This is a genomic window from Streptomyces sp. NPDC003032, from assembly GCF_053591415.1.
The window spans coordinates 56,007-74,852 of record NZ_JBSFTT010000022.1 but is presented as its reverse complement, the minus strand read 5'-3'; the positions used below and the strand labels follow the sequence as shown (position 1 = coordinate 74,852).

At 71.1% G+C, this 18,846-nt stretch carries 19 protein-coding genes and 1 pseudogene; 9 read left to right on the top strand and 11 right to left on the bottom strand.

What is annotated here, in order from left to right:
- Window positions 1–335: 335 nt before the first annotated feature.
- Window positions 336–1,487, top strand: a complete 1,152-nt coding sequence (locus tag ACWDZ7_RS27680; protein ID WP_451800758.1) for an alkene reductase — start codon at window positions 336–338, stop codon at window positions 1,485–1,487.
- Window positions 1,488–1,534: 47 nt separating this feature from the next.
- On the opposite strand, the gene ACWDZ7_RS27675 is transcribed toward ACWDZ7_RS27680, so the two are convergent.
- Window positions 1,535–2,431, bottom strand: coding sequence for an NAD(P)-dependent oxidoreductase (locus tag ACWDZ7_RS27675; protein WP_451800639.1), 897 nt, complete (start codon window positions 2,429–2,431; stop codon window positions 1,535–1,537).
- Window positions 2,432–2,542: 111 nt separating this feature from the next.
- On the opposite strand from ACWDZ7_RS27675, the gene ACWDZ7_RS27670 reads away from it, so the two are divergent.
- Window positions 2,543–2,923 (top strand): winged helix-turn-helix transcriptional regulator, encoded by a 381-nt coding sequence (locus ACWDZ7_RS27670; RefSeq protein ID WP_451800638.1) that lies wholly within the window; start codon window positions 2,543–2,545, stop codon window positions 2,921–2,923.
- 125 nt (window positions 2,924–3,048) lie between these two features.
- Here ACWDZ7_RS27670 and ACWDZ7_RS27665 read toward each other — a convergent pair whose 3' ends face one another.
- The 4 genes from ACWDZ7_RS27665 to ACWDZ7_RS27650 all read right to left on the bottom strand — a co-directional run bounded on the left by ACWDZ7_RS27665 (window position 3,049) and on the right by ACWDZ7_RS27650 (window position 5,543).
- Window positions 3,049–4,257 (bottom strand): MerR family transcriptional regulator, encoded by a 1,209-nt coding sequence (locus tag ACWDZ7_RS27665; RefSeq protein WP_451800636.1) that lies wholly within the window; start codon window positions 4,255–4,257, stop codon window positions 3,049–3,051.
- Between the two features lie 160 nt (window positions 4,258–4,417).
- Window positions 4,418–4,834: a VOC family protein gene (locus ACWDZ7_RS27660; RefSeq protein WP_451800635.1), complete on the bottom strand. Its 417-nt coding sequence runs from the start codon at window positions 4,832–4,834 to the stop codon at window positions 4,418–4,420.
- A gap of 10 nt (window positions 4,835–4,844) precedes the next feature.
- Window positions 4,845–5,264 (bottom strand): helix-turn-helix transcriptional regulator, encoded by a 420-nt coding sequence (locus ACWDZ7_RS27655; RefSeq protein ID WP_451800756.1) that lies wholly within the window; start codon window positions 5,262–5,264, stop codon window positions 4,845–4,847.
- Between the two features lie 102 nt (window positions 5,265–5,366).
- Window positions 5,367–5,543 carry a DUF6223 family protein gene (locus tag ACWDZ7_RS27650; RefSeq protein ID WP_451800634.1) on the bottom strand — a complete coding sequence of 59 codons (177 nt, stop codon included), beginning with the start codon at window positions 5,541–5,543 and terminating at the stop codon, window positions 5,367–5,369.
- 10 nt (window positions 5,544–5,553) lie between these two features.
- Between ACWDZ7_RS27650 and ACWDZ7_RS27645 the strand changes: the two are divergent.
- The 4 genes and pseudogenes from ACWDZ7_RS27645 to ACWDZ7_RS27630 all read left to right on the top strand — a co-directional run.
- Window positions 5,554–5,790: pseudogene (locus ACWDZ7_RS27645) on the top strand (sensor histidine kinase); the annotation flags it as partial.
- Between the two features lie 253 nt (window positions 5,791–6,043).
- Window positions 6,044–6,538: a helix-turn-helix domain-containing protein gene (locus ACWDZ7_RS27640; protein ID WP_451800633.1), complete on the top strand. Its 495-nt coding sequence runs from the start codon at window positions 6,044–6,046 to the stop codon at window positions 6,536–6,538.
- Between the two features lie 33 nt (window positions 6,539–6,571).
- Entirely contained in the window at window positions 6,572–7,171 is a 600-nt protein-coding gene (locus ACWDZ7_RS27635; protein WP_451800632.1) for a hypothetical protein, read from the top strand.
- 112 nt (window positions 7,172–7,283) lie between these two features.
- On the top strand, window positions 7,284–7,616 hold the full coding sequence (locus ACWDZ7_RS27630; protein ID WP_451516513.1) for a DUF2516 family protein: 333 nt from the start codon (window positions 7,284–7,286) through the stop codon (window positions 7,614–7,616).
- Between the two features lie 48 nt (window positions 7,617–7,664).
- On the opposite strand, the gene ACWDZ7_RS27625 is transcribed toward ACWDZ7_RS27630, so the two are convergent.
- From ACWDZ7_RS27625 to ACWDZ7_RS27615, 3 genes are all read right to left on the bottom strand, one after another.
- Window positions 7,665–9,077, bottom strand: coding sequence for a PP2C family protein-serine/threonine phosphatase (locus ACWDZ7_RS27625; RefSeq protein ID WP_451800631.1), 1,413 nt, complete (start codon window positions 9,075–9,077; stop codon window positions 7,665–7,667).
- Between the two features lie 294 nt (window positions 9,078–9,371).
- The gene (locus ACWDZ7_RS27620; protein WP_451800629.1) at window positions 9,372–10,499 is read right to left on the bottom strand and encodes a C40 family peptidase; all 1,128 of its coding nucleotides are present in this window, start codon (window positions 10,497–10,499) and stop codon (window positions 9,372–9,374) included.
- Between the two features lie 261 nt (window positions 10,500–10,760).
- Window positions 10,761–11,558, bottom strand: coding sequence for a class I SAM-dependent methyltransferase (locus tag ACWDZ7_RS27615; RefSeq protein ID WP_451800628.1), 798 nt, complete (start codon window positions 11,556–11,558; stop codon window positions 10,761–10,763).
- Window positions 11,559–11,762: 204 nt separating this feature from the next.
- Here ACWDZ7_RS27615 and mshA point away from each other — a divergent pair, with 204 nt between their 5' ends.
- Complete coding sequence (gene mshA, locus ACWDZ7_RS27610) at window positions 11,763–13,109, top strand: D-inositol-3-phosphate glycosyltransferase (RefSeq protein ID WP_451800627.1); 1,347 nt, start codon at window positions 11,763–11,765, stop codon at window positions 13,107–13,109.
- Window positions 13,110–13,353: 244 nt separating this feature from the next.
- Window positions 13,354–13,821 carry a YbjN domain-containing protein gene (locus ACWDZ7_RS27605; protein WP_451800754.1) on the top strand — a complete coding sequence of 156 codons (468 nt, stop codon included), beginning with the start codon at window positions 13,354–13,356 and terminating at the stop codon, window positions 13,819–13,821.
- A 31-nt stretch (window positions 13,822–13,852) separates the two neighbouring features.
- On the opposite strand, the gene ACWDZ7_RS27600 is transcribed toward ACWDZ7_RS27605, so the two are convergent.
- Window positions 13,853–15,166 (bottom strand): MDR family MFS transporter, encoded by a 1,314-nt coding sequence (locus ACWDZ7_RS27600; RefSeq protein WP_451800625.1) that lies wholly within the window; start codon window positions 15,164–15,166, stop codon window positions 13,853–13,855.
- A 171-nt stretch (window positions 15,167–15,337) separates the two neighbouring features.
- Here ACWDZ7_RS27600 and ACWDZ7_RS27595 point away from each other — a divergent pair, with 171 nt between their 5' ends.
- Window positions 15,338–16,099, top strand: a complete 762-nt coding sequence (locus ACWDZ7_RS27595; protein ID WP_451800623.1) for a phosphoglyceromutase — start codon at window positions 15,338–15,340, stop codon at window positions 16,097–16,099.
- 132 nt (window positions 16,100–16,231) lie between these two features.
- Here the strand turns inward: ACWDZ7_RS27595 and ACWDZ7_RS27590 are convergent, their stop codons facing one another.
- Both ACWDZ7_RS27590 and ACWDZ7_RS27585 read right to left on the bottom strand, forming a co-directional pair.
- Window positions 16,232–16,447 carry a hypothetical protein gene (locus tag ACWDZ7_RS27590; RefSeq protein WP_451800621.1) on the bottom strand — a complete coding sequence of 72 codons (216 nt, stop codon included), beginning with the start codon at window positions 16,445–16,447 and terminating at the stop codon, window positions 16,232–16,234.
- Window positions 16,448–16,629: 182 nt separating this feature from the next.
- Window positions 16,630–18,618, bottom strand: a complete 1,989-nt coding sequence (locus ACWDZ7_RS27585) for an Ig-like domain repeat protein (RefSeq protein WP_451800620.1) — start codon at window positions 18,616–18,618, stop codon at window positions 16,630–16,632.
- Window positions 18,619–18,846 lie beyond the last annotated feature (228 nt).

Genomic DNA, 18,846 nt, shown 5'->3' with positions numbered 1-18,846 from the left:
TGACCGCCACCAGGACCGCCACGGACGCCACGATCGCTGCCGTCACGAGCGCCACGTCGGCCGACGCCGCCGTCGTCACGGGCAGCACGACCGCCGCCGCCGTCACCGGTCCCACGACCGCCGCCGCCGTCACCGGTCCCACGACCGCCGCCGCCGTCACCGGTCCCACGACCGCTGCCGCCGTCACCGGTCCCACGTCCGCCGCCGTCACGGGCGCCACGTCCGTCCCCGGTCCCACGACCGCCGCCGTCACGGGCGCCACGTCCGCTGCCGTCACGGGCGCCACGTCCGTCGCCGTCGTTACGGGCAGCACGACCGCCGCCGTCACGGGCCCCATGAACCCCTCCCCCCTCCTGAGCCCCATCCACCTCGGCGCTCTCCCCCTCCCCAACCGCCTCGTCATGGCCCCCATGACGAGGAACCGCGCCTCCGCCGACGGTGTCCCGCAGCCCGTCATGGCCACGTACTACGCCCAGCGCGCCTCCGCCGGGCTGATCATCGCCGAGGCGGCCACGCCCAATGCCGTCGGACAGACGTACGCCAATACCACCGCCGTCCACACCGACGCGCACGTCGCGGGCTGGCGGCAGGTCACGGACGCGGTGCGGGACGCGGGCGGCCGGATGTTCCTGCAGTTGCAGCACGGCGGCCGGGTCGGGCACCCGGACAACAGCGGGCTCACCCCGGTCGCGCCCTCGCCGGTGCCGCTGCCGGACACCATCCACACCGCCGCCGGCCACCGGCCCGCCGTCACGCCCCGCGAGATGACCGCCGACGACATCCACGCCACCGTCGCGGACTTCGCGGACGCCGCCCGCCGCGCGGTCGACGCGGGCTTCGCCGGGGTCGAGGTGCACGCCGCCAACGGCTACCTTCTCCAGCAGTTCCTCGCGCGGAACACCAACCACCGCACCGACGCCTACGGCGGCCCCGTCGCGCACCGCATCCGCTTCGTCGTCGAGGTCGTCCGCGCCGTCGCCGACGCGATCGGCGCCGAGCGGGTCGGCGTACGCGTCGCGCCCGGCATCACCGTCAACGGCATCGAGGAGGGCGACACCGAGGCCATCTACCCGGAACTCGTCGACGCCCTCGCGGACATCGGCGGCCTCGCCTACCTCCACGTCGTCTTCGCCGACCCCGACCAGCCGCTCTTCCGCCGCATCCGGGCGGCCTGGACGGGCGCGCTCATCGCCAATCCGGTCCTCGGCTGGGGCGGACCGCTGCCCGCCGACGGGGGCAGGGCGGCGGGGGAGCGGCTGCTGGCCGCCGGGGCCGACCTGGTCTCGCTGGGACGCGCGTTCCTCGCCAACCCCGACCTCGTCGAGCGGATGCGTGTCGGGGCGCCGCTCAACGCACTTCGGGACAAGGGGCTGATGTACGTGGGCGGGGCTGCCGGGTACACCGACTATCCGACGCTGAGCGAGGCGCGTGGCGCGGTGCGTGGTGGGGCGCGTGGTGGGGCGCGTGGTGGGGCCTCGCACTCATGATGGGCCGGGTCCGGGTCCGGGGCCGGGGCGGGGGCCGGCCCCCGGGCTCAGCGCCGGGTGAGCAGTTCCGTCATCCGGGTCGGGCCGTCCGCGCCATGGCCCTCGCCGATGACGCGGCGCGCGAGCCCCTCGGCGGCGCGCATCACCCCCGCGTCGATGCCGTGGGCCTCGGAGGCGTGGACGACGTGGGCCATCGTCGAGGCCGCCGAGGTGATCGGATTGCCCTCGCCGGAGAAGGTGCCGTCGTCGACCTCTCCGGCGGACTCCTCGAAGACCGGGGGGAGGATCGCGCCGATGCCCTGGGCGAACGGGGCCAGCTCCCGCGCGGAGATGCCCTCGGCCCTGGCCACCGCCAGAGCGTGCATGTACCCCGTCATCGCGGTCCAGAAGATGTCGAGCAGCGCGATGTCGTACGCCGCCGCCCGGCCGATGTCCTCGCCGAGATGGGTATGGGTGCCGCCCAGCGCGTCCAGGACGGCGCGGTGCCGCTCATATAGCTCCGAGGGGCCGCTGTGGAGGAAGACGCCGTCCGGCGTGCCGATGACGGTGGTCGGCGTCATGATCGCGCCGTCCAGGTATGAGATGCCGTGCTCGGCGGCCCACCGCCCGGTGTCCCGCGCGCGGTCGGGGGTGTCGGCGCTGAGGTTCACCAGGGTGCGGCCCTTGAGCGCGTCGGCGACGGCGTCGCGGCGCAGCAGGGCGTCCGAGGCGTCGTAATTGACGACGCAGACGATGGTCAGCGGACTGGCCGCCACGGCCTCTTCGGCGGTACGAGCACTGATCGCCCCGCGCTCGATCAGCTCGGCATCCCGCCCCGGCGTGCGGTTCCAGACGGTGGTCCGCACCCCGGCGGCCAGGAAGGCGGAGGCGAGGGCCCGCCCCATCGGCCCCAGACCGAGGACGGTGACGGTGACGGCGGACTTTTCAGCGTGCGACGACGACATGATTGAACTCCTGTGAATGCTCGGTAAGTAGGCTGCTGGGCAGCCGAATAGGGAGCTGAGAGCTGCTATGTGGACAATTGGGGCAGCGGTGAGGACAGGGAGGGCCCAGAGATGACGCGCAGCCGTGCCCAGGACCCGAACGTGTGCGGGGTGACCGCCGCGATCGCCGTGATCGACGGCAAGTGGAAGACGGCGCTGCTCTGGCCGCTCGAAAGGGGCCCGCACCGGCCCGGCGAGATCCTCCGTCTGCTGCCGGGGCTCACTGAGAAGGTGCTGACCCAGGCGCTGCGCGAGATGGAGGCGGACGGCCTCGTGCACCGGGAGGTGCACGACGTACGGCCGTTGAAGACGGTCTACTCCCTCACGGAGTTCGGCCGTGACCTCTGCGAGGCGCTGGCTCCCCTGTCGGACTGGGGCCACCGCCGCCTGGACGGGCTCGCCGAGGGGCAGCCGGCGTCCCAGCCCGGGTCCGCGTTGCCGCAGGCCTCCTGACAGACCACCTTCACGTCGCCTCCTCTCTCCTCTCTCCGCTCTCCGCCTCGCGGCTCTGCGCCTCGCGGCGCCCTCACCAGGTTGGCCCGAGACGCGCCGCACGCCAAGTACCCACAAAAAAGTGGCTACCTGGCCGGAACGGGCCCATCCACCGTGACGTCGGACGAAACGTCGTCCGTGACGTGGGATGTGGTCACGGACGTGACGACGTCGGCGACCACACAGCTGACGTTGTCGGGGCCGCCGGAGCCGTTGGCCAGGGCGACGAGCTCGCGTACCGCCTGCTCGGGGTCACCGACCTCCGTGATCACCCGGCGGATGTCCTCGGCCGGCACGACGGCGCTCAGTCCGTCGGAGCAGAGCAGGTAGCGGTCGCCGGGCCGGGCGTCGTGCAGGCGCATGTCGGGGGTGGCCTCGCCCGCGCCCAAGGCACGGATCAGCAGCGACCGTTGGGGGTGCGAGGCGGCCTCCTCCGGGCTGAGGCGCCCCTCGTCGACCAGCGACTGCACCATCGTGTGGTCGTGGGTGACCTGGAAGAACTCGCCGTCCCGCAGGAGATGGGCGCGGGAGTCCCCGATGTGGACGAGGGCCAGCTGCGACCCGGTAAAGAGCATCGCGGTGAGCGTGGTGCCGGCCTCGTGCGGCATCGCCGGGTCGGGCCCGACGATGCCGCGTACGGCCCGGTCGGCGTGTTCGACGGCGTCCTCAAGGGTGTTGAGGAGGTGGCCCGCCGGGATGCCGTCGGTTTCGAGGCGCCGGAGCGCGTCGACGGCGGCGGCTCCGGCGGGCGCTCCGCCGGGGCCGTAACCGTCGGCGACGGCGAGCAGGCGCGCCCCGGCGTAGGCGGTGTCCTGGTTGCTCTCGCGAACCAGCCCGGTGTCGGACAGTGCGGCGTAACGGATTTCCAGCGGTTCGGCGGTCGTGGCCATAACGGAATCCTCCCTGGACCTGGTCCTGGTCCCGGCCCTGGTCCTGGACGTTGCCTGGGACTGGGACCGGGACCGTGACGTGGACAGATGGTCGATGAGGAAGGCGGCCAGATCCCGCCGCGCGGCGGTGTCGGCCTCGACCCGGGCCCAGAAAGTACGGACCTCCTGGGCGGCCCCCGCTTCGTCCAGTGTGCGGACGTGCTGGATGCGGGCCAGCGGCATACCGAGGCGCCGCAGCCAGGCCACCAGCCGGGCCTGCTCCAACTGCTCGGGGGCGTAGAGCCGGTAGCCGGTCACGGGGTCGACGCGGGCCGGGGTCAGCAGTCCGAGCTCGTCATAGAGCCGCAGCGCTTTCGGCGACAGCCGGGACGCCTTCGCGAACGCCCCGATGGTCAGCAACCCCATACCCACCCCTCCTCACACCGGGCACGTCGCCCGGCCCCACCGATGCTGGGCCCTGCCCCAAGGTGAAGGTCAACAACCAGGCCGGCTCATTTTCCCGACTTCCCGGTGAGGCAACCCGCAGCGGCTTCGCGCCACTACTTCCCGCCGCTACTTCCCGCCGCTACTTCCCGCGCGGCTGGTTGAAGCGGATCATGTTGCCGGCCGGGTCGCGGAAGGCGCAGTCGCGTACGCCGTAGGGCTGGTCCATCGGCTCCTGGAGGACCTCGCCACCCGCGGCGCGGATCCGCTCGAACGTGGTGTCGCAGTCGTCGGTCCGGAAGATGACGCCGCGCAGGTGGCCCTTGGCCATCAGCTCGGCCACGGCCTTCCGGTCGGAGTCCGTGGCGTTCGGGTCCGCGAGCGGCGGTTCGAGGACGATCTCCACGCCGGGCTGCGTGGGCGAGGCGACGGTGACCCACCGCATCCCCTCGAACCCGACGTCATTACGCACTTCCAGACCGAGCACGTCGCGATAGAAGGAGAGCGCCTTGTCGTGGTCGTCGACGGCGATGAAGCACTGTGCGAGGTTGATTTCCATGCCCACCACGCTAGGGACCGCCAGGGCTTTTGGCTTCTCCGTTCCTGACCGGTCGGGTGTAGATCTTGGCGAGGCAGGCGGGAATGGCGGCGCCCGCCCCATGATCACGGGCCCGGTACGCGCTCGGGCTCTCCCCGACCACCTCCGTGAACCGCGAACTGAACGAGCCCAGTGACGTGCATCCGACCGCCATGCACACGTCCGTCACCGACAGATCGCCGCGCCGCAGCAACGCCTTGGCCCGCTCGATCCGACGCGTCATCAGGTAGCTGTACGGCGTCTCGCCGAAGGCGGCACGGAAGCTGCGCGAGAAGTGCCCGGCGGACATGAGCGCGTCCCGCGCCAGCGCGGGCACGTCCAGCGGCTGCGCGTAATCTCGATCCATACGGTCACGGGCCTGACGCAGTCGGACGAGGTCGGGGATGGACACCACACGAGGAACGTTACCGACCACCTCTGACAACCCGCGCGACGAGCGGGTTCGTGGGTTTGTGAGCGAGGGGGAACGCCTGCCGATGCCGCGTGCAACAGGTCAGTGCGCCCCGCCGCGCCCGGTGCCGATGCCGTTGTCGGAGGTGGCCACGACCAGCGCACCCAGCGCCATGGCGGCCGGCCCCGCCACCAGGGGGACGAGAACCCCCGCCCGCCGCCCGCGCCCCGTACCGACACGACCGGTGGGACGCGCCGGCGCCAGCCCGCCGACGATCACGCCGGTGAGCGCCTGGCTGATCGCCGCCGCCGCTGCCGCGGGCGAGGCGTTGCGGCAGGGGGAGCGGCGTGCGGACGAAGCCGAGCGCACCCGGGAGAAGACCGCACGGCGCCGGGTCGACGACACGACGCCGCCGCGCGGCCTCGATGACGTACAGGCACTGGTGGACGACGCCCGTACGACGGGCCTGAACGCGGCCCTGACCATAGAAGGGCAACGGCACGACGTGCCGGCGGCGGTGGACCGCGGGCGTCCCGGTACGCATAGCCGGTCTCTTCGGCGGCGGCCCGCACAGGACGACACCGGACGGCTGGACCCTGGACGTCGTCAGCCCCGAGTGGCCCCACGACCGCGTCATACTCTCCGCCGACGGCGGGACCAACAAAGGCCCGGCACCCTGGCGGTCGCCACCAGCAGCGACCTCCCCTCTGGAGAGTGGCATGGCGCACTTTTGCAAGCAGGTGCTTGCAAAAGTTAGCAAGGGGCTGCACCATCGAGGCATGGCATCACTCAACGTCGGCAATCTCGGCGAGTATCTGCGCGAGCAGCGGCGCAACGCGCAGCTGTCGCTCAGGCAGCTCGCCGATGCCGCCGGGGTGTCCAATCCGTATCTGAGCCAGATCGAGCGCGGCCTGCGCAAGCCGAGCGCCGAGGTGTTGCAGCAGGTCGCGAAGGCCCTGCGGATCTCCGCCGAGACGCTGTACGTGCGGGCCGGGATCCTCGACGAGAAGGAGCGGGACGAGCTGGAGACGCGCGCCGTCATCCTTGCCGACCCCTCCATCAACGAGCGCCAGAAGCAGGTGCTGTTGCAGATCTACGAGTCGTTCCGCAAGGAGAACGGCTTCGAGAGCTCTTCGTACGCGGACTCTTCGTACGCGGACTCTTCGTACGCGGACTCCTCGTACACGGACTCCTCGTACACGGATGAGGGTCCCGACGCCGTCGACGGCAGTGATGCCCATCCGAAGCAGACACCCCCAACACCCCCAAGCTGAACCAGCTGACGCGAATCCGGGAGGACCATCGTCATGGCCATCACTGATGACCTGCGCAAGACTCTCACCAACACCACCCCCGCATACTTCGTCGCCGGGTCCGCGGACCTCGCCTTCCAGCAGGCGAAGAAGGTGCCGGGCATCGTCGAGCAGCTGATCGCCGAGGCGCCCTCCCGCTTCGACGCGGTGCGCAACACCGACCCCAAGGTCGTCCAGGACAAGGCCGCCGCCCGCGCCAAGGAGGCGCAGGAGACCATCCAGGCCAAGGTCACCGAGGTGCTCGGCACCCTGGACACCGACCTGAAGAAGCTCGGCGAGACCGCCCAGGACCTCGCGCTGCGCGGCGTCGGCGTGGCCGCCGAGCTCGCGGTCAAGGCGCGCGAGAAGTACGACGAGGTCGCCGAGCACGGCGAGCAGACCGTGAAGACCTGGCGCGGCGAGGCCGCCGAGGAGATCCTCGACCTGGCCGAGACGGTCGAGCCGGACGACGAGGCGGAGCCCGTGACGCCCAAGGTGACCGGAGCCTCCGAGCCCGCGGGCGCGACCGCCGTGCCCGCGAAGAAGCCCGTCGCCAAGAAGGCGCCGGCCCGCAAGACGACGGCGGCGAAGAAGACCACGCCGCCCGCGAAGTAATACCGGCGAGTCGTACGGGGCGGGCACTCACGGAGTGTCCGCCCCGTTGACGGGGTAGCGGGTACCGTGGCCGCGTAATGAAGAGCCGAGACTGGTGGTGGACGTTGTGCTGATGCAAGGGTTCGCGAACTTCATGTGGCTGCTGTCGCTGGCCCTGATTGTCTTCAGCGGATTCGCGCTCATCGACGCCGCCATCCGGCGCGAGGACGCCTATCGGGCCGCGGACAAGAAGACGAAACCGTTCTGGCTGATCATCCTCGGGCTCGCCTTCGTGGTGAACCTGATCTTCAACATCCTGTCGTTCCTTCCGATCCTCGGCCTCATCGCCACCATCGTCTACATGGTGGACGTGCGCCCCGCGATCCGGCAGATCACCGGTGGCGGCGGCCGCCGAGGCGGCTCCAGCAGCGACGGGCCGTACGGGCCCTACAACGGCGGCCGGTAGATCCCGGTCGGGCCCGCCCGCCGCCCGCTCGCGGCCGCCCGCCGCGCGCTAGTGGCCGCCCGGCGTCCGGTCCAGCAGCAGGACCGCCACGTCGTCCGTGAGATCACCGCCGTTGAGGTCCCGCGCCTCGTTCACGGCCGCTTCGAGCAGCTCCTCGCCCTGGAGCCCCGCGGCGATCTGGCGGCGGACCATCTCCACCATGCCCTCCTGCCCCAGACGCTGATTGCCCTGGCCGATCCGGCCCTCGATCAGGCCGTCCGTGTAGAGCATCAGGCTCCACTTCCCGCCCAGCTCCACCTGCCGACGCGGCCATCGCGCGCGCGGGAGGAGGCCGAGGGCGGGGCCCCCGTCCTCGTACGGAAGGAGTTCGGCGAGGCGGCCCTCGCGCGCTATCAGCGGCGACGGGTGTCCGGCCAGGCAGAGGCCGGCCCGGCGGCCGTCGGGGGCGATGTCGACCGTGCAGAGCGTCGCGAAGATCTCGTCGTCCGCGCGCTCGTGCTCCAGGACCTTCTGGAGGGTCGAGAGCAGTTCGTCGCCGCACAGGCCCGCGAAGGTCAGCGCGCGCCAGGCGATCCGCAGCTCCACTCCGAGCGCGGCCTCGTCGGGGCCGTGGCCGCAGACGTCGCCGATCATGACGTGCACGGAGCCGTCGGGGGTGCGCACGGTGTCGTAGAAGTCGCCGCCGAGCAGGGCGCGGGAGCGTCCGGGCCGGTAGCGGGCGGCGAACCGCAGCGGTGAGCCGTCCAGGAGCGGCGTCGGCAGCAGGCCGCGCTCCAGGCGCGCGTTCTCCTGGGCCCGCAGCCGTGACTCGGTCAGCTGGCGCTGGGCGGCGTCGGCGCGCTTGCGCTCCACCGCGTACCGGATGGCGCGGCTCAGCAGCCGTCCGTCCAGCTCGTCACGGAAGAGGTAGTCCTGGGCGCCGACGCGTACGGCCTCGGCGCCGCGCTCGGAGTCGTCGTTGGCGGTGAGCGCGAGGACGGCGTGGCGGGGCGCGAGCCGCAGCACGTGCTTGAGGGCGGCGAGCTCGTCCTCGTCCTCCTCGGGGGTGCCGGGGACGGTCAGGGCGAGGTCGAGCAGGATGCAGTGCACGTCGTCCGTGAGCAGCCGCTCGGCCTCGGTGAGGTTGCGGGCGGTGCGGATACGGATGGGCTTGCCCGCGGAGTCGAGCAGCCGGGGAACGCTCAGTGACCCTGCGGGGTCGTCCTCGATCACCAGCAGGCTGAGGCCGGTGTTGGTACCCGTGCCGGTGCCGGTGCCCGAGCCCGGGCCGGTGCTGTTGCCGGGACCGCCCGGACCGCCCGGACCGCCGAGGCCCCTGGGGTCGCTGGAGCCGGTGCCGGCACTGCCGTCGCCGGTCGTCTCGTCGTGGGCGGGCGTCGCCGCGTCGTGCCGGGGCGCCGCGTGAGCCTGACCGCCTTCCGCGGCCGGGATCGCTCTCTGCCGCGGTATGGGTACGGGCATCGCTTGGTTCCTTCCCTCCCCCCGAGGGCATGGTGCCGCGCAGGTCGACGCGGCACCGACGGGGACCTTAGCGGTAGCCGCGCCTCCATTGGAATGCCGCGCGGCAAACCGCCACCGTCATATGCCGCATCCTGGAAGGCAATTGGGCACGGCAGGGCCCCGCCGGGGATGACGAACATCACGCCCCGGGGGTTGAGCGGAGGGCCGGGAGGTGGAGTGGGTCACATATCCCACGCCCCACGCCCCACGCCCACGCCCGCCGCCCGGCCCCGGACGCCTTTCGGCGGCGTGACGCTACTTGTCGGGCCGTACGACCCCGAGGATCTTCATGGAACCGGCTCCCGCGATCGTCACGTCCCGCCCCGGCCGCGGCGCGTGCACTATCGCGCCGTCGCCCAGATATATCCCGACATGGCTCGCGTCCGAGTGGTAGATGATCAGGTCGCCTGGGCGCATGTTCTCGACGTCGACGCGCGGCAGCTGCTTCCACTGCTCCTGCGAGGTCCGCGGGATGCCGCGCCCGGCCGCCGCCCAGGCCTTCGACGTCAGCCCCGAGCAGTCGTACGAACCCGGGCCCTCGGCGCCCCATACGTACGGCTTGCCGATCTGGGCCGTGGCGAACTCGACGGCCTTCTCGCCCTGCGGTGTCGCCTTGCTCTGCACGTCCTTCAGGACGCCCGAATCCACCCACGCCGACTGCTTCTTGAGGGCGGCCTCCTCCTCCAGCTTGCGCAGCCGCTCCCGCTCCTTCTTCGCCAGCCTCGATTCGAGCTTCTCGGCGTCGGCGATCTTCTTCTTTATCTTCTTCTTCGACGCGGCCTTCGTCTTGCGGTTGGCTTCCAGCTTCTTCCAGCGGGCCGTGGCGTCCTTGGCGTATATCCGCAGGTCGTCCTGGGTCCTGTCCAGTTCCGTGAGCATGCCCTTGGTGGCCTTCTCGCCCTGCCGCAGGCGCCCGGCGCCGTCCAGGAACTGGCCCGGGTCGTCGCTGAGCATCAGCTGGGCCTCGTCCGGCAGGCCGCCGCCGCGGTACTGCGCGCGGGCAGCGGCGCCCGCGCGGGCCTTGAGCTTCTTCAGCTTCTCCTGGCCATCGGCGATCTCCTTGGCCAGCTTCACGATCTGCTCGGACTGTTTGTCGGCCTTCTCCTCGGCCGCGTTGTACGCGTCCGTGGCCACGCCCGCGTCGTGGTAGAGCTTCTCGATGTCCTTGCGGACCTGCTCAAGTGTCTTGTCCGACAGCCTCTTGTCCGGCAGTCCCCTGCCCGACGATCTCTCGTCCGACAGTGACTTGGCCGACCCGGGCGTCGGCTCCACCGGGCTGGACGGGGGCGATGGGCTCGCATACGCCGCTCCCGGCGCGGTCACCACCACAGCCGCGCAGATCAGCGCCACAGTCGCCGCCGTCGAGTATCGCTTGCCGGTCACGCCCTGCCACCCCCAAAGCTGATTTACCGTCAGTAACTTCTGGTCGCCCTCGGGATGGTGCCATGCCGACGCTCAATACGACAGAGCCCGACAGCAAACTCCGATCCCCCACCCGCCTCATGTGACGAACGGTCCGAGGCGTTCGTTCCCCGCAGGTCAGGGCCTCAGGGTGGACTCCGGGTCCCACCTCCGGGTGACCTAGGGGTTCACCCTTGGTGGCCTCCGGGTGGACCTCTGAGTGACGTCCGCTTGGCCTAAGGGTCACCCCAGCCGCGGCGCCAACGCCCCCCAGGCCACCGTCACTTCCCCCTGCCGCCACCGCGAACTCCCGTCGAGGACCGGCCAGTCGGCGCTCACATCGCGTACCGACCTGATCCACCGCTGCCGCGCCCCGTACGAGGCGTACGGCGCAGCGGCCGCCCAGGCCCGGTCGAAGTCCCGCAGGAACGCGTGCACCGGTTCGCCCGGCACGTTCCGGTGGATCAGCGCCTTCGGCAGCCGCTCGGCGAGGTCCGAGGGCCGCTCCAGGGAGCCGAGCCGCGCCGCGAAGGTCACCGTGCGCGGCCCCTCAGGGCCGAGCGCGACCCAGACGTGCCGCCGGCCGATCTCGTCGCAGGTGCCCTCGACGAGCAGCCCGCCGGGGGAGAGCCGCCCACAGAGCCGCTCCCAAACGGCGGCGACCTGCTCCTCGTCGTACTGCCGCAGGACGTTCGCGGCCCGGATCAGCGCCGGGCTGCCCGGCAGCGGCACCTCGAAGCCGCCGTGCCGGAAGGCGAGCCCCTCCCGCTCGTAGGGTCCGGCCGCCGCGACCCGCGCCGGGTCGATCTCGATGCCGACCACGCGCGCGTGGGGAGCGACGGTACGCAGTCGGAGCAGCAGTTCGACGGCGGTCCAGGGGGAGGCGCCATATCCGAGGTCGACGGCGACGGGGTCGGGGGAGCGGCGCAGGGCGGCGCCGTGCGTGGCGGCGATCCAGCGGTCCATGCGGCGCAGCCGGTTCGGGTTCGTGGTCCCGCGCGTCACCGTTCCCACGGGGCGGGAGGGGGTGCGTGGGGCCATGGGGAAAGGGTATGCGGGCGCGGCGGTGCAGAGGCTGACGGTTCAGGGGGCGGCGCCCCAGAACCTCGTACCGCTCGTAACGCTTTGGCAAAAAGGAACAGAGACGAAAGGGAGCGGAAATGGAGCAGAGCCTTCCGGTGTTCCCCTACCGGAGGTACGTACGCCCTCCACGTCGTCATGCCCGTACGCAAGGAGGACCGCCACGTGAGCCAGTACGTGTCCAGGCTCGGGCGTCGCTCCCCGGCGGCCCCCCCACGGCTCCGCATCCCCGGCACCCAGCGGCGCCCGCGCCGCGTGGCCATGCTGAGCGTGCACACCTCGCCGCTGCACCAGCCCGGCACGGGCGACGCGGGCGGCATGAACGTCTACATCGTCGAGCTGGCCAAGCGCCTCGCCGCGATCAACATCGAGGTCGAGATCTTCACGCGCGCCACCACCGGCGCCCTCCCGCCGAGCGTGCAGCTGGCGCCCGGAGTCCTCGTGCGCCACGTCGACGCGGGCCCCTACGAGGGCCTCGCCAAGGAAGAGCTGCCGGCCCAGCTCTGCGCCTTCACGCACGGCGTGATGCAGGCCTGGGCGGGCCACCGCCCCGGCTACTACGACCTCGTCCACTCCCACTACTGGCTCTCCGGCCACGTCGGCTGGCTCGCCGCCGAACGCTGGGGCGTGCCCCTCGTCCACGCCATGCACACCATGGCCAAGGTCAAGAACGCCGCGCTCGCCGAGGGCGACACTCCGGAGCCGGCCGCCCGCGTCATCGGTGAGACGCAGATAGTCCGGGCCGCCGACCGCCTCATCGCCAACACCTCCGAAGAGGCCGCCGAACTCGTACGCCACTACGAATCCGACCCCGGCAAGGTCGCCGTCGTCCACCCCGGCGTCAACCTCGACCGCTTCCGCCCGGCCGACGGGCGCGCAGCGGCCCGTCACCGCCTCAGCCTGCCGCAGGACGCCCTGATCCCCCTCTTCGCGGGCCGCATCCAGCCTCTGAAGGCCCCCGACGTGCTGCTCCGCGCGGTCGCCGTGCTCTTGGACGAGCGTCCCGCCCTGCGCTCGAACATCGTCGTCCCCGTCGTCGGCGGCCCCAGCGGCAGCGGCCTCGCGAAGCCGGAAGGCCTCCAGAAGCTCGCCGCGCGGCTGGGTATCGCGGACGTGGTGCGCTTCCAGCCGCCGGTGGGCCAGGAGCAGCTGGCGGACTGGTTCCGCGCGGCGTCCGTCCTCGTGATGCCCTCCTACAGCGAGTCCTTCGGCCTCGTCGCCATAGAGGCGCAGGCGGCGGGCACGCCGGTCCTCGCGGCCTCGGTGGGCGGCCTGCCCGTCGCCGTACGCGACGGAGTGACGGGCTTCCTTGTCTCCGGCCACGAACCGGCCCACTACGCGCGCGTGCTGCGCGATTTCGCCGACCATCCCCAGCTTGTGGACGGCATGGGGGCGGCGGCGGCCCGGCACGCGCAGTCCTTCGGCTGGGACAGGGCGGCGGCCACCACGGCGGACGTCTACAACGCGGCCGTGCACGATTTCCGCCGTCGCGTACGCTCGCATCATGGCTGAGCGGACTGGCGGGGAGCGGACTGGCGGGACGCCTGAGGCTGGCGGGGCGCCTGAGGCTGCGGAGACGGCGGATGCCGCGGCGGGTACGAGTACGAGTACGGGTACGGGTGCTGGGGCGACGGCCGGGGCGGGCGCGAGTGGCGTCGCGGCAAGCGCGAGCGGTGGAGCGGCGGGTACGACTGACGTCGCGCCGGGCGCGAGCGGTGGAGCGGCGGATACGAGTGGCCTTCCGGCCCACGCAGTCATCGAGCGGACCCTGGACGACACCGAGCTGGAGTGGGAGAGCCCCGAGCCCGGCTCGTACGTGGTGAAACTCCCCGGCACCCGCAAACTCTCGACCACCCTGTCGATGATCGTGGGCAACCACTCCCTCTCCCTGAACGCCTTCGTGATCCGCCACCCCGACGAGAACCACGAGGCGGTGCACCGCTGGCTGCTGGAGCGGAACCTCCGCCTCTACGGCGTGAGTTACGCGATCGACTCCCTCGGCGACATCTACCTCGCCGGCAAGCTCCCGCTCTCCGCGGTCACCCCCGCCGAACTGGACCGCCTCCTCGGCGCGGTCCTCTCCGCGTCGGACGACTCCTTCAACACGCTCCTGGAACTCGGGTTCGCGTCGGCGATCCGCAAGGAGTACGAGTGGCGGGTCTCGCGGGGCGAGTCCACGCGGAACCTTGACGCGTTCAGCCATCTGACCCGGCCGAAGGGTTAGTGGAGGCGGTAGCGGCTACGGCGCTACGGCATTACGGACGCGGCGCGGCCACGGAATCCGCACAAGGCGCAACGGGCTCTACCGGCTCTCCCAGTTCCACCGGCTCCACCGGCCCCACAGCGCCCGCGCTCAAAGGGGCGTCCTCCTCCGGAAGCCCCCGCATAAGCCCCCAGTACCCGACCGCCGCCCCCGTCCCGAGCACCGCGCAAGTCGCCCACAGCCACTCCGCCCCGAACCGGTCGATCATGAAGCCGGCCATCAGCGGCGCGACCAGCGCGGCCACGGACCAGGACATCGTGTACATGCCCTGGTAGCGCCCGCGCCCATGCGTGGGGGAGAGCCGTACGACCAGGCCGGTCTGAGTCGGCGCGTTGACGATCTCGGCGAGCGTCCACACGCACACCGTCAGCGCGAAGACGCCGACGGACCCGGCGAAGGCGGTGAGCCCGAAACCGTACCCGGCGACGACCGAGGAGATCACCAACAGCCGCCGCGGGTCCCGGTGTTCGATGAAGCGGGTGACCGGAATCTGCAGAGCCACGATGAGCACGCCGTTCACGGCGATCGCGAGGCCGTAGTCGGCGGGAGTGAACCCCGCCTCACCCATGGCGACCGGCAGCCCCACCGAACCCTGCTGGAAGATCAGCGCCACGAGGAACGACAGCCCCACGACACCCATGAAACGCCCGTCCCGCAGCACGGTCCCGAGCCCGACCTCCGGCTCGGCGGCCTTCTCCAGAGCCGTCCGCACGGGCCGGGACTCCGGCAGCTTCGCGAAGACGACGATCGCGCAGACCATCGTCATGGCGGCCTCGATCAGGAAGCCCGCGCGATAGCTGTACGAGGCGATGAACCCGGCGCCCGCCGACGAGATGGCGAAGCCCAGGTTGATGGCCCAGTAGTTGAGCGAGAAGGCACGCACACGGTCCTCGGGCCGCACGATGTCCGCCATCATCGCCTGCACGGCGGGCCGGGAGGCGTTGCTGGCCATGCCCACCAGGAAGGCGACGCCGGCGATCGCGAGCGGATGCTCCATGAACCCGAGCAGCGCCACGGAGGCCGCCGTCGACGCCTGCGCGATGAGCAGCGTGGGCCGCCGCCCGAGCCGGTCGGTCATCACCCCCGCCCCGAGCGAGGAGACGACGCCGCCGAGCCCGTGGAGGGCGGCCACGAGACCCGCGTACGAAGCCGAGTAGCCCCGTTCCAGGGTCAGATACAGGGCCATGAAGGTGGCGACAAAAGCCCCGAGCCGGTTGACCAGCGTGCTCGTCCACAACCACCAGAAGGCGCGGGGAAGCCCCGAGACGCTCTCCTTGACGGCACGTCTCATGGCGGTGAATGGCATCGCTGATCCCCCCGGTGGTAAGTGCCGCGTGCACCGTTCACACATTACAATCCGCTCGCCACGGGCCGCCACCCAGTTGACGAGGACCGCCAACTGTCACATCCCCTCCTCCCTCCACCTCCCCCCGCCCGCGCGCGCGAGGGCCGCCGGGGTTCGATTACGCTCAGAGGCATGGCCGACGCACCGTACAAGCTGATCCTCCTCCGCCACGGCGAGAGCGAATGGAACGCGAAGAACCTGTTCACCGGCTGGGTGGACGTCAACCTCAACGAGAAGGGCGAGAAGGAGGCGGTCCGCGGCGGTGAGCTGCTCAAGGACGCCGGCCTGCTCCCCGACGTGGTCCACACGTCGCTCCAGAAGCGCGCCATCCGCACGGCGCAGCTCGCCCTGGAATCGGCCGACCGCCACTGGATCCCCGTACACCGTTCGTGGCGCCTGAACGAGCGCCACTACGGCGCCCTCCAGGGCAAGGACAAGGCCCAGACGCTCGCCGAGTTCGGCGAGGAGCAGTTCATGCTGTGGCGCCGCTCGTACGACACCCCGCCGCCCGCGCTGGACCGCGACGCCGAGTACTCCCAGTTCTCCGACCCGCGCTACGCGACCCTCCCCCCGGAGCTGCGCCCCCAGACGGAGTGCCTGAAGGACGTCGTCGTCCGCATGCTCCCGTACTGGTTCGACGGCATCGTCCCCGACCTCCTCACGGGCAGGACGGTCCTGGTAGCCGCACACGGCAACAGCCTCCGCGCCCTGGTCAAGCACCTGGACGGCATCTCCGACGAGGACATCGCGGGCCTGAACATCCCGACGGGCATCCCGCTCACCTACGAACTGGACGCCGAGTTCAAGCCTCTGAACCCGGGCGGCACCTACCTCGACCCGGACGCCGCGAAGGCGGCGATCGAGGCGGTCAAGAACCAGGGCAAGAAGAAGTAGGCCCACCCAAATAAGCCCCCGACCTGCGCCTTCTGGCAGGGCGGGGGCTTCTTGGTGACTCGCCGGCGTCGGCGGCGATGGCCGATGGCGACCTCTCAGGTGTACACGCCGGACCTCTGCACACGCCGGACCTCACGGCCCTCCCGAATCCGAGATCCCCTGAGCCACTTCCCCGACCAGGTCCAGGATCCACTGGCCGAACGCCGTCGGGGCGATCAGTACGCCGAAGACCAGGACGATGACCACCGTCAGCTTTTCGTCGTTGCGGCTCCTGGACTGGGTGCGTCTGCGGAGGCGCAGGATGATGACGACAGCCAGGAGAACCGCCACGTTGATCGACAGCACCATCGGCCAGGCCCCCTCGGAAGAGAACGTCCCGGCCTTCCTGTCTAGCCCCCAACCCCCGCCCGGGACCCCCCAGTCGCCCGCACTTGGCAGCAAAGCGCTCATCCGCGGCCGGATCGGCACGTGCGGACTGCCTATGCCAAGGGCGGGCGGCCAGGGGCGGGCGGCCCAGGAGGGAAACGCCGTCAGCGCGTGAAGTTCAGGTACTTCCACGCCCCATGCGTCGTCGAGTTCACGCTGTCCCCCGACGTCCCGTTCACATACGACGAGCGGATCCGTGCGCGGATGCCCGACTCGCCGGGTGCCCCCAGGCGCACCGCGGACGTGCCGTCGGAGCCGAGCTCGAAGTACTCCGAGCCCGTCGCGTGCCACTTGCGGTCAGGGCCGTAGACCTGGATCTCGAAGCGCTGCTTGCGGCCCTTGTAGTACGTCATCGACGTGGAGAGCACCGGGTCGGTGTTCTTGTGGAAGTAGTGGTACTTCGTCGAGCCGATCTTGCCCGTCTTGTAGTGCCTGGAGACCGAGCTGGAGATCTTCACCTTGGCGTACGCCGTCGACGTGGCCTTCGCGGAAGCCGACCGCGCGTCTCCGGAGAAGACGGCCGTGACCTTCGTGTCGCGCTTCATGTCGACCGTGGCCGACAGGTTCCCGCGCGAGTTGACGACGCCCTTCTTCATCAGCTTGTTGGGCTTGTCGGCGCCGTAGGGGTCGGCCCAGATCTCCACGGTGCGGTTCTTGTGCGTCGTACCGAGGTGCGCCGTGAAGGAGACGTCCGCGCCGTAGCCGTAGACCTTGCCGTTCTTGTCGAGCGTGAGCGTGGTCTTCGAGCGCGAGACCTCCACCGTGTCCGACGCCGAGGCCGCCGCGTGCGTGGCGTCACCCGCGTACGCGACCTTGTACGTCACCTTGCCGCCCGCGGGCGGGGTGTCCGTGAAGGAGAAGGAGCCGTCCGTCTTGGTCTTGACCGGGGGCAGCTCCTTGCCGGGGGCGGGTGACTCGACGTCCGTGCGGGTGACCGTCAGGACGGTTCCGGCCGGAAGGCCCGCCCCGGTGAGCTTGCCCTTGACGGTGAGCTGCTTGGCTCGCGGTGCCTTCGCGGGCGCCTCGACCGTCAGCTTGGGCAGGGACTTGGCCGGGTCGGTCAGGACCCGCAGCGAGAAGACGTCGTTGCTGTTGGAGGTGACCGCGAAGAGCCGGCTGCCGTCCGGCGCCCAGGCCAGGCCGCCCTCGGCGAGGGTGTCCGCGCCGCTGCTCTGGCCGGTGTTCGGGAAGTCGTACTCCCGCACCTTGGACCACTGACCCTGCCGGTAGATGTGCACGTCGGGCCGGTACCAGGAGGAGGTGCCCGCCGCCACGGTGCCGTCGGGGGCGATGTCCACGGCCGCGCCGTAGTCCCCGGAGTCGTAGCGGCCCACGGGGGACAGGTCCTTCGTGGAGTACACCGGGTGGTAGTACGGGGAGCCGCTGGCCGTGACGATCTGCGTGCCGTCGGGCGACACCGCGATGTCGTCAAAGAAGCCGCCCTCGACCGACTTGGAGACCCGCAGCTCCGGCTTCGGGCCCGATACGTCGTACACCGCCAGGGCGTCGCTGCTCGTCGCCTTCTCACCGGCGACGAGGATGCCCGAGTCGGGGTCGGAGCCCAGCTCCGGAGCGGCGTAGAAGCTCACGTCGCCGTCCTGGTCGAGCGCGACGACCGGCTCTTCCCCGGCGAGGTCGAGCGAGCCGATGCCGCCCGCCGCGGACGGCCCGTAGCCGAACCAGAGCTTGCCGCTCGCCATCGCGAGCGTGCGCGGCTTCTCGGCGCCGTCAAGGGCGTAACTGGCGCTCTGGGAGTACGAGGTCGTCTCCACGGAGACGATCCGGTTGAGGCCCGCGACAGCCGCGTACACCTGGCCGGAGTCGGGCGAGAGCGCCAGGCCCTCGACGTCCGGCAGCCCGTCCAGGGTCGCCTTGACGGTGCCCGCGTAGTCCGTGACGACGATCTTGCCGCCCTTGGGGTCGGAGACGTAGACGCGCTGGTGCTTGCCGTCCACCAGTACGTCACCGGTCGACCGTATGTCGAGAACCTTGGCGGAGTCCGCCGCCGCCGGGCCGGACGCCACGGCGACCAGCGCCGCCGAGCTGAAGAGGACCGCGAGCGCTGTCGCGGTCGAGATGGTGCGCGTACGCACGGTGATGTGACCCCCCACATGAGTGGCCCGGGCCGTTCGCCCGAGCCGGAATCCCTCGTTCACAGCGCAGGTTATGGCATGTCTGTGACAGTTGTGGAGGATGTTTCACAAGGTGATCGGCCCGGCGGCGACCGGTCCGCCTCGCGCACACGTGCGCCGTTGATGCGCCCCTGCCCGGCGGCATGCAATGGGAGGCAGGCAGCGCGTCCCGTACGCCTTCGAGGAGGA

Coding starts and splice junctions, on each gene's coding strand:
- ACWDZ7_RS27625 (WP_451800631.1), bottom strand. CDS start 9,077: ATGCCCGTACCCATACCGCGGCAGAGAGCGATCCCGGCCGCGGAAGGC.
- ACWDZ7_RS27675 (WP_451800639.1), bottom strand. CDS start 2,431: ATGTCGTCGTCGCACGCTGAAAAGTCCGCCGTCACCGTCACCGTCCTC.
- ACWDZ7_RS27640 (WP_451800633.1), top strand. CDS start 6,044: ATGGCATCACTCAACGTCGGCAATCTCGGCGAGTATCTGCGCGAGCAG.
- ACWDZ7_RS27595 (WP_451800623.1), top strand. CDS start 15,338: ATGGCCGACGCACCGTACAAGCTGATCCTCCTCCGCCACGGCGAGAGC.
- ACWDZ7_RS27600 (WP_451800625.1), bottom strand. CDS start 15,166: ATGCCATTCACCGCCATGAGACGTGCCGTCAAGGAGAGCGTCTCGGGG.
- ACWDZ7_RS27665 (WP_451800636.1), bottom strand. CDS start 4,257: ATGGGGTTGCTGACCATCGGGGCGTTCGCGAAGGCGTCCCGGCTGTCG.
- ACWDZ7_RS27660 (WP_451800635.1), bottom strand. CDS start 4,834: ATGGAAATCAACCTCGCACAGTGCTTCATCGCCGTCGACGACCACGAC.
- ACWDZ7_RS27680 (WP_451800758.1), top strand. CDS start 336: ATGAACCCCTCCCCCCTCCTGAGCCCCATCCACCTCGGCGCTCTCCCC.
- ACWDZ7_RS27635 (WP_451800632.1), top strand. CDS start 6,572: ATGGCCATCACTGATGACCTGCGCAAGACTCTCACCAACACCACCCCC.
- ACWDZ7_RS27670 (WP_451800638.1), top strand. CDS start 2,543: ATGACGCGCAGCCGTGCCCAGGACCCGAACGTGTGCGGGGTGACCGCC.
- ACWDZ7_RS27615 (WP_451800628.1), bottom strand. CDS start 11,558: ATGGCCCCACGCACCCCCTCCCGCCCCGTGGGAACGGTGACGCGCGGG.
- ACWDZ7_RS27630 (WP_451516513.1), top strand. CDS start 7,284: ATGCAAGGGTTCGCGAACTTCATGTGGCTGCTGTCGCTGGCCCTGATT.
- ACWDZ7_RS27590 (WP_451800621.1), bottom strand. CDS start 16,447: ATGGTGCTGTCGATCAACGTGGCGGTTCTCCTGGCTGTCGTCATCATC.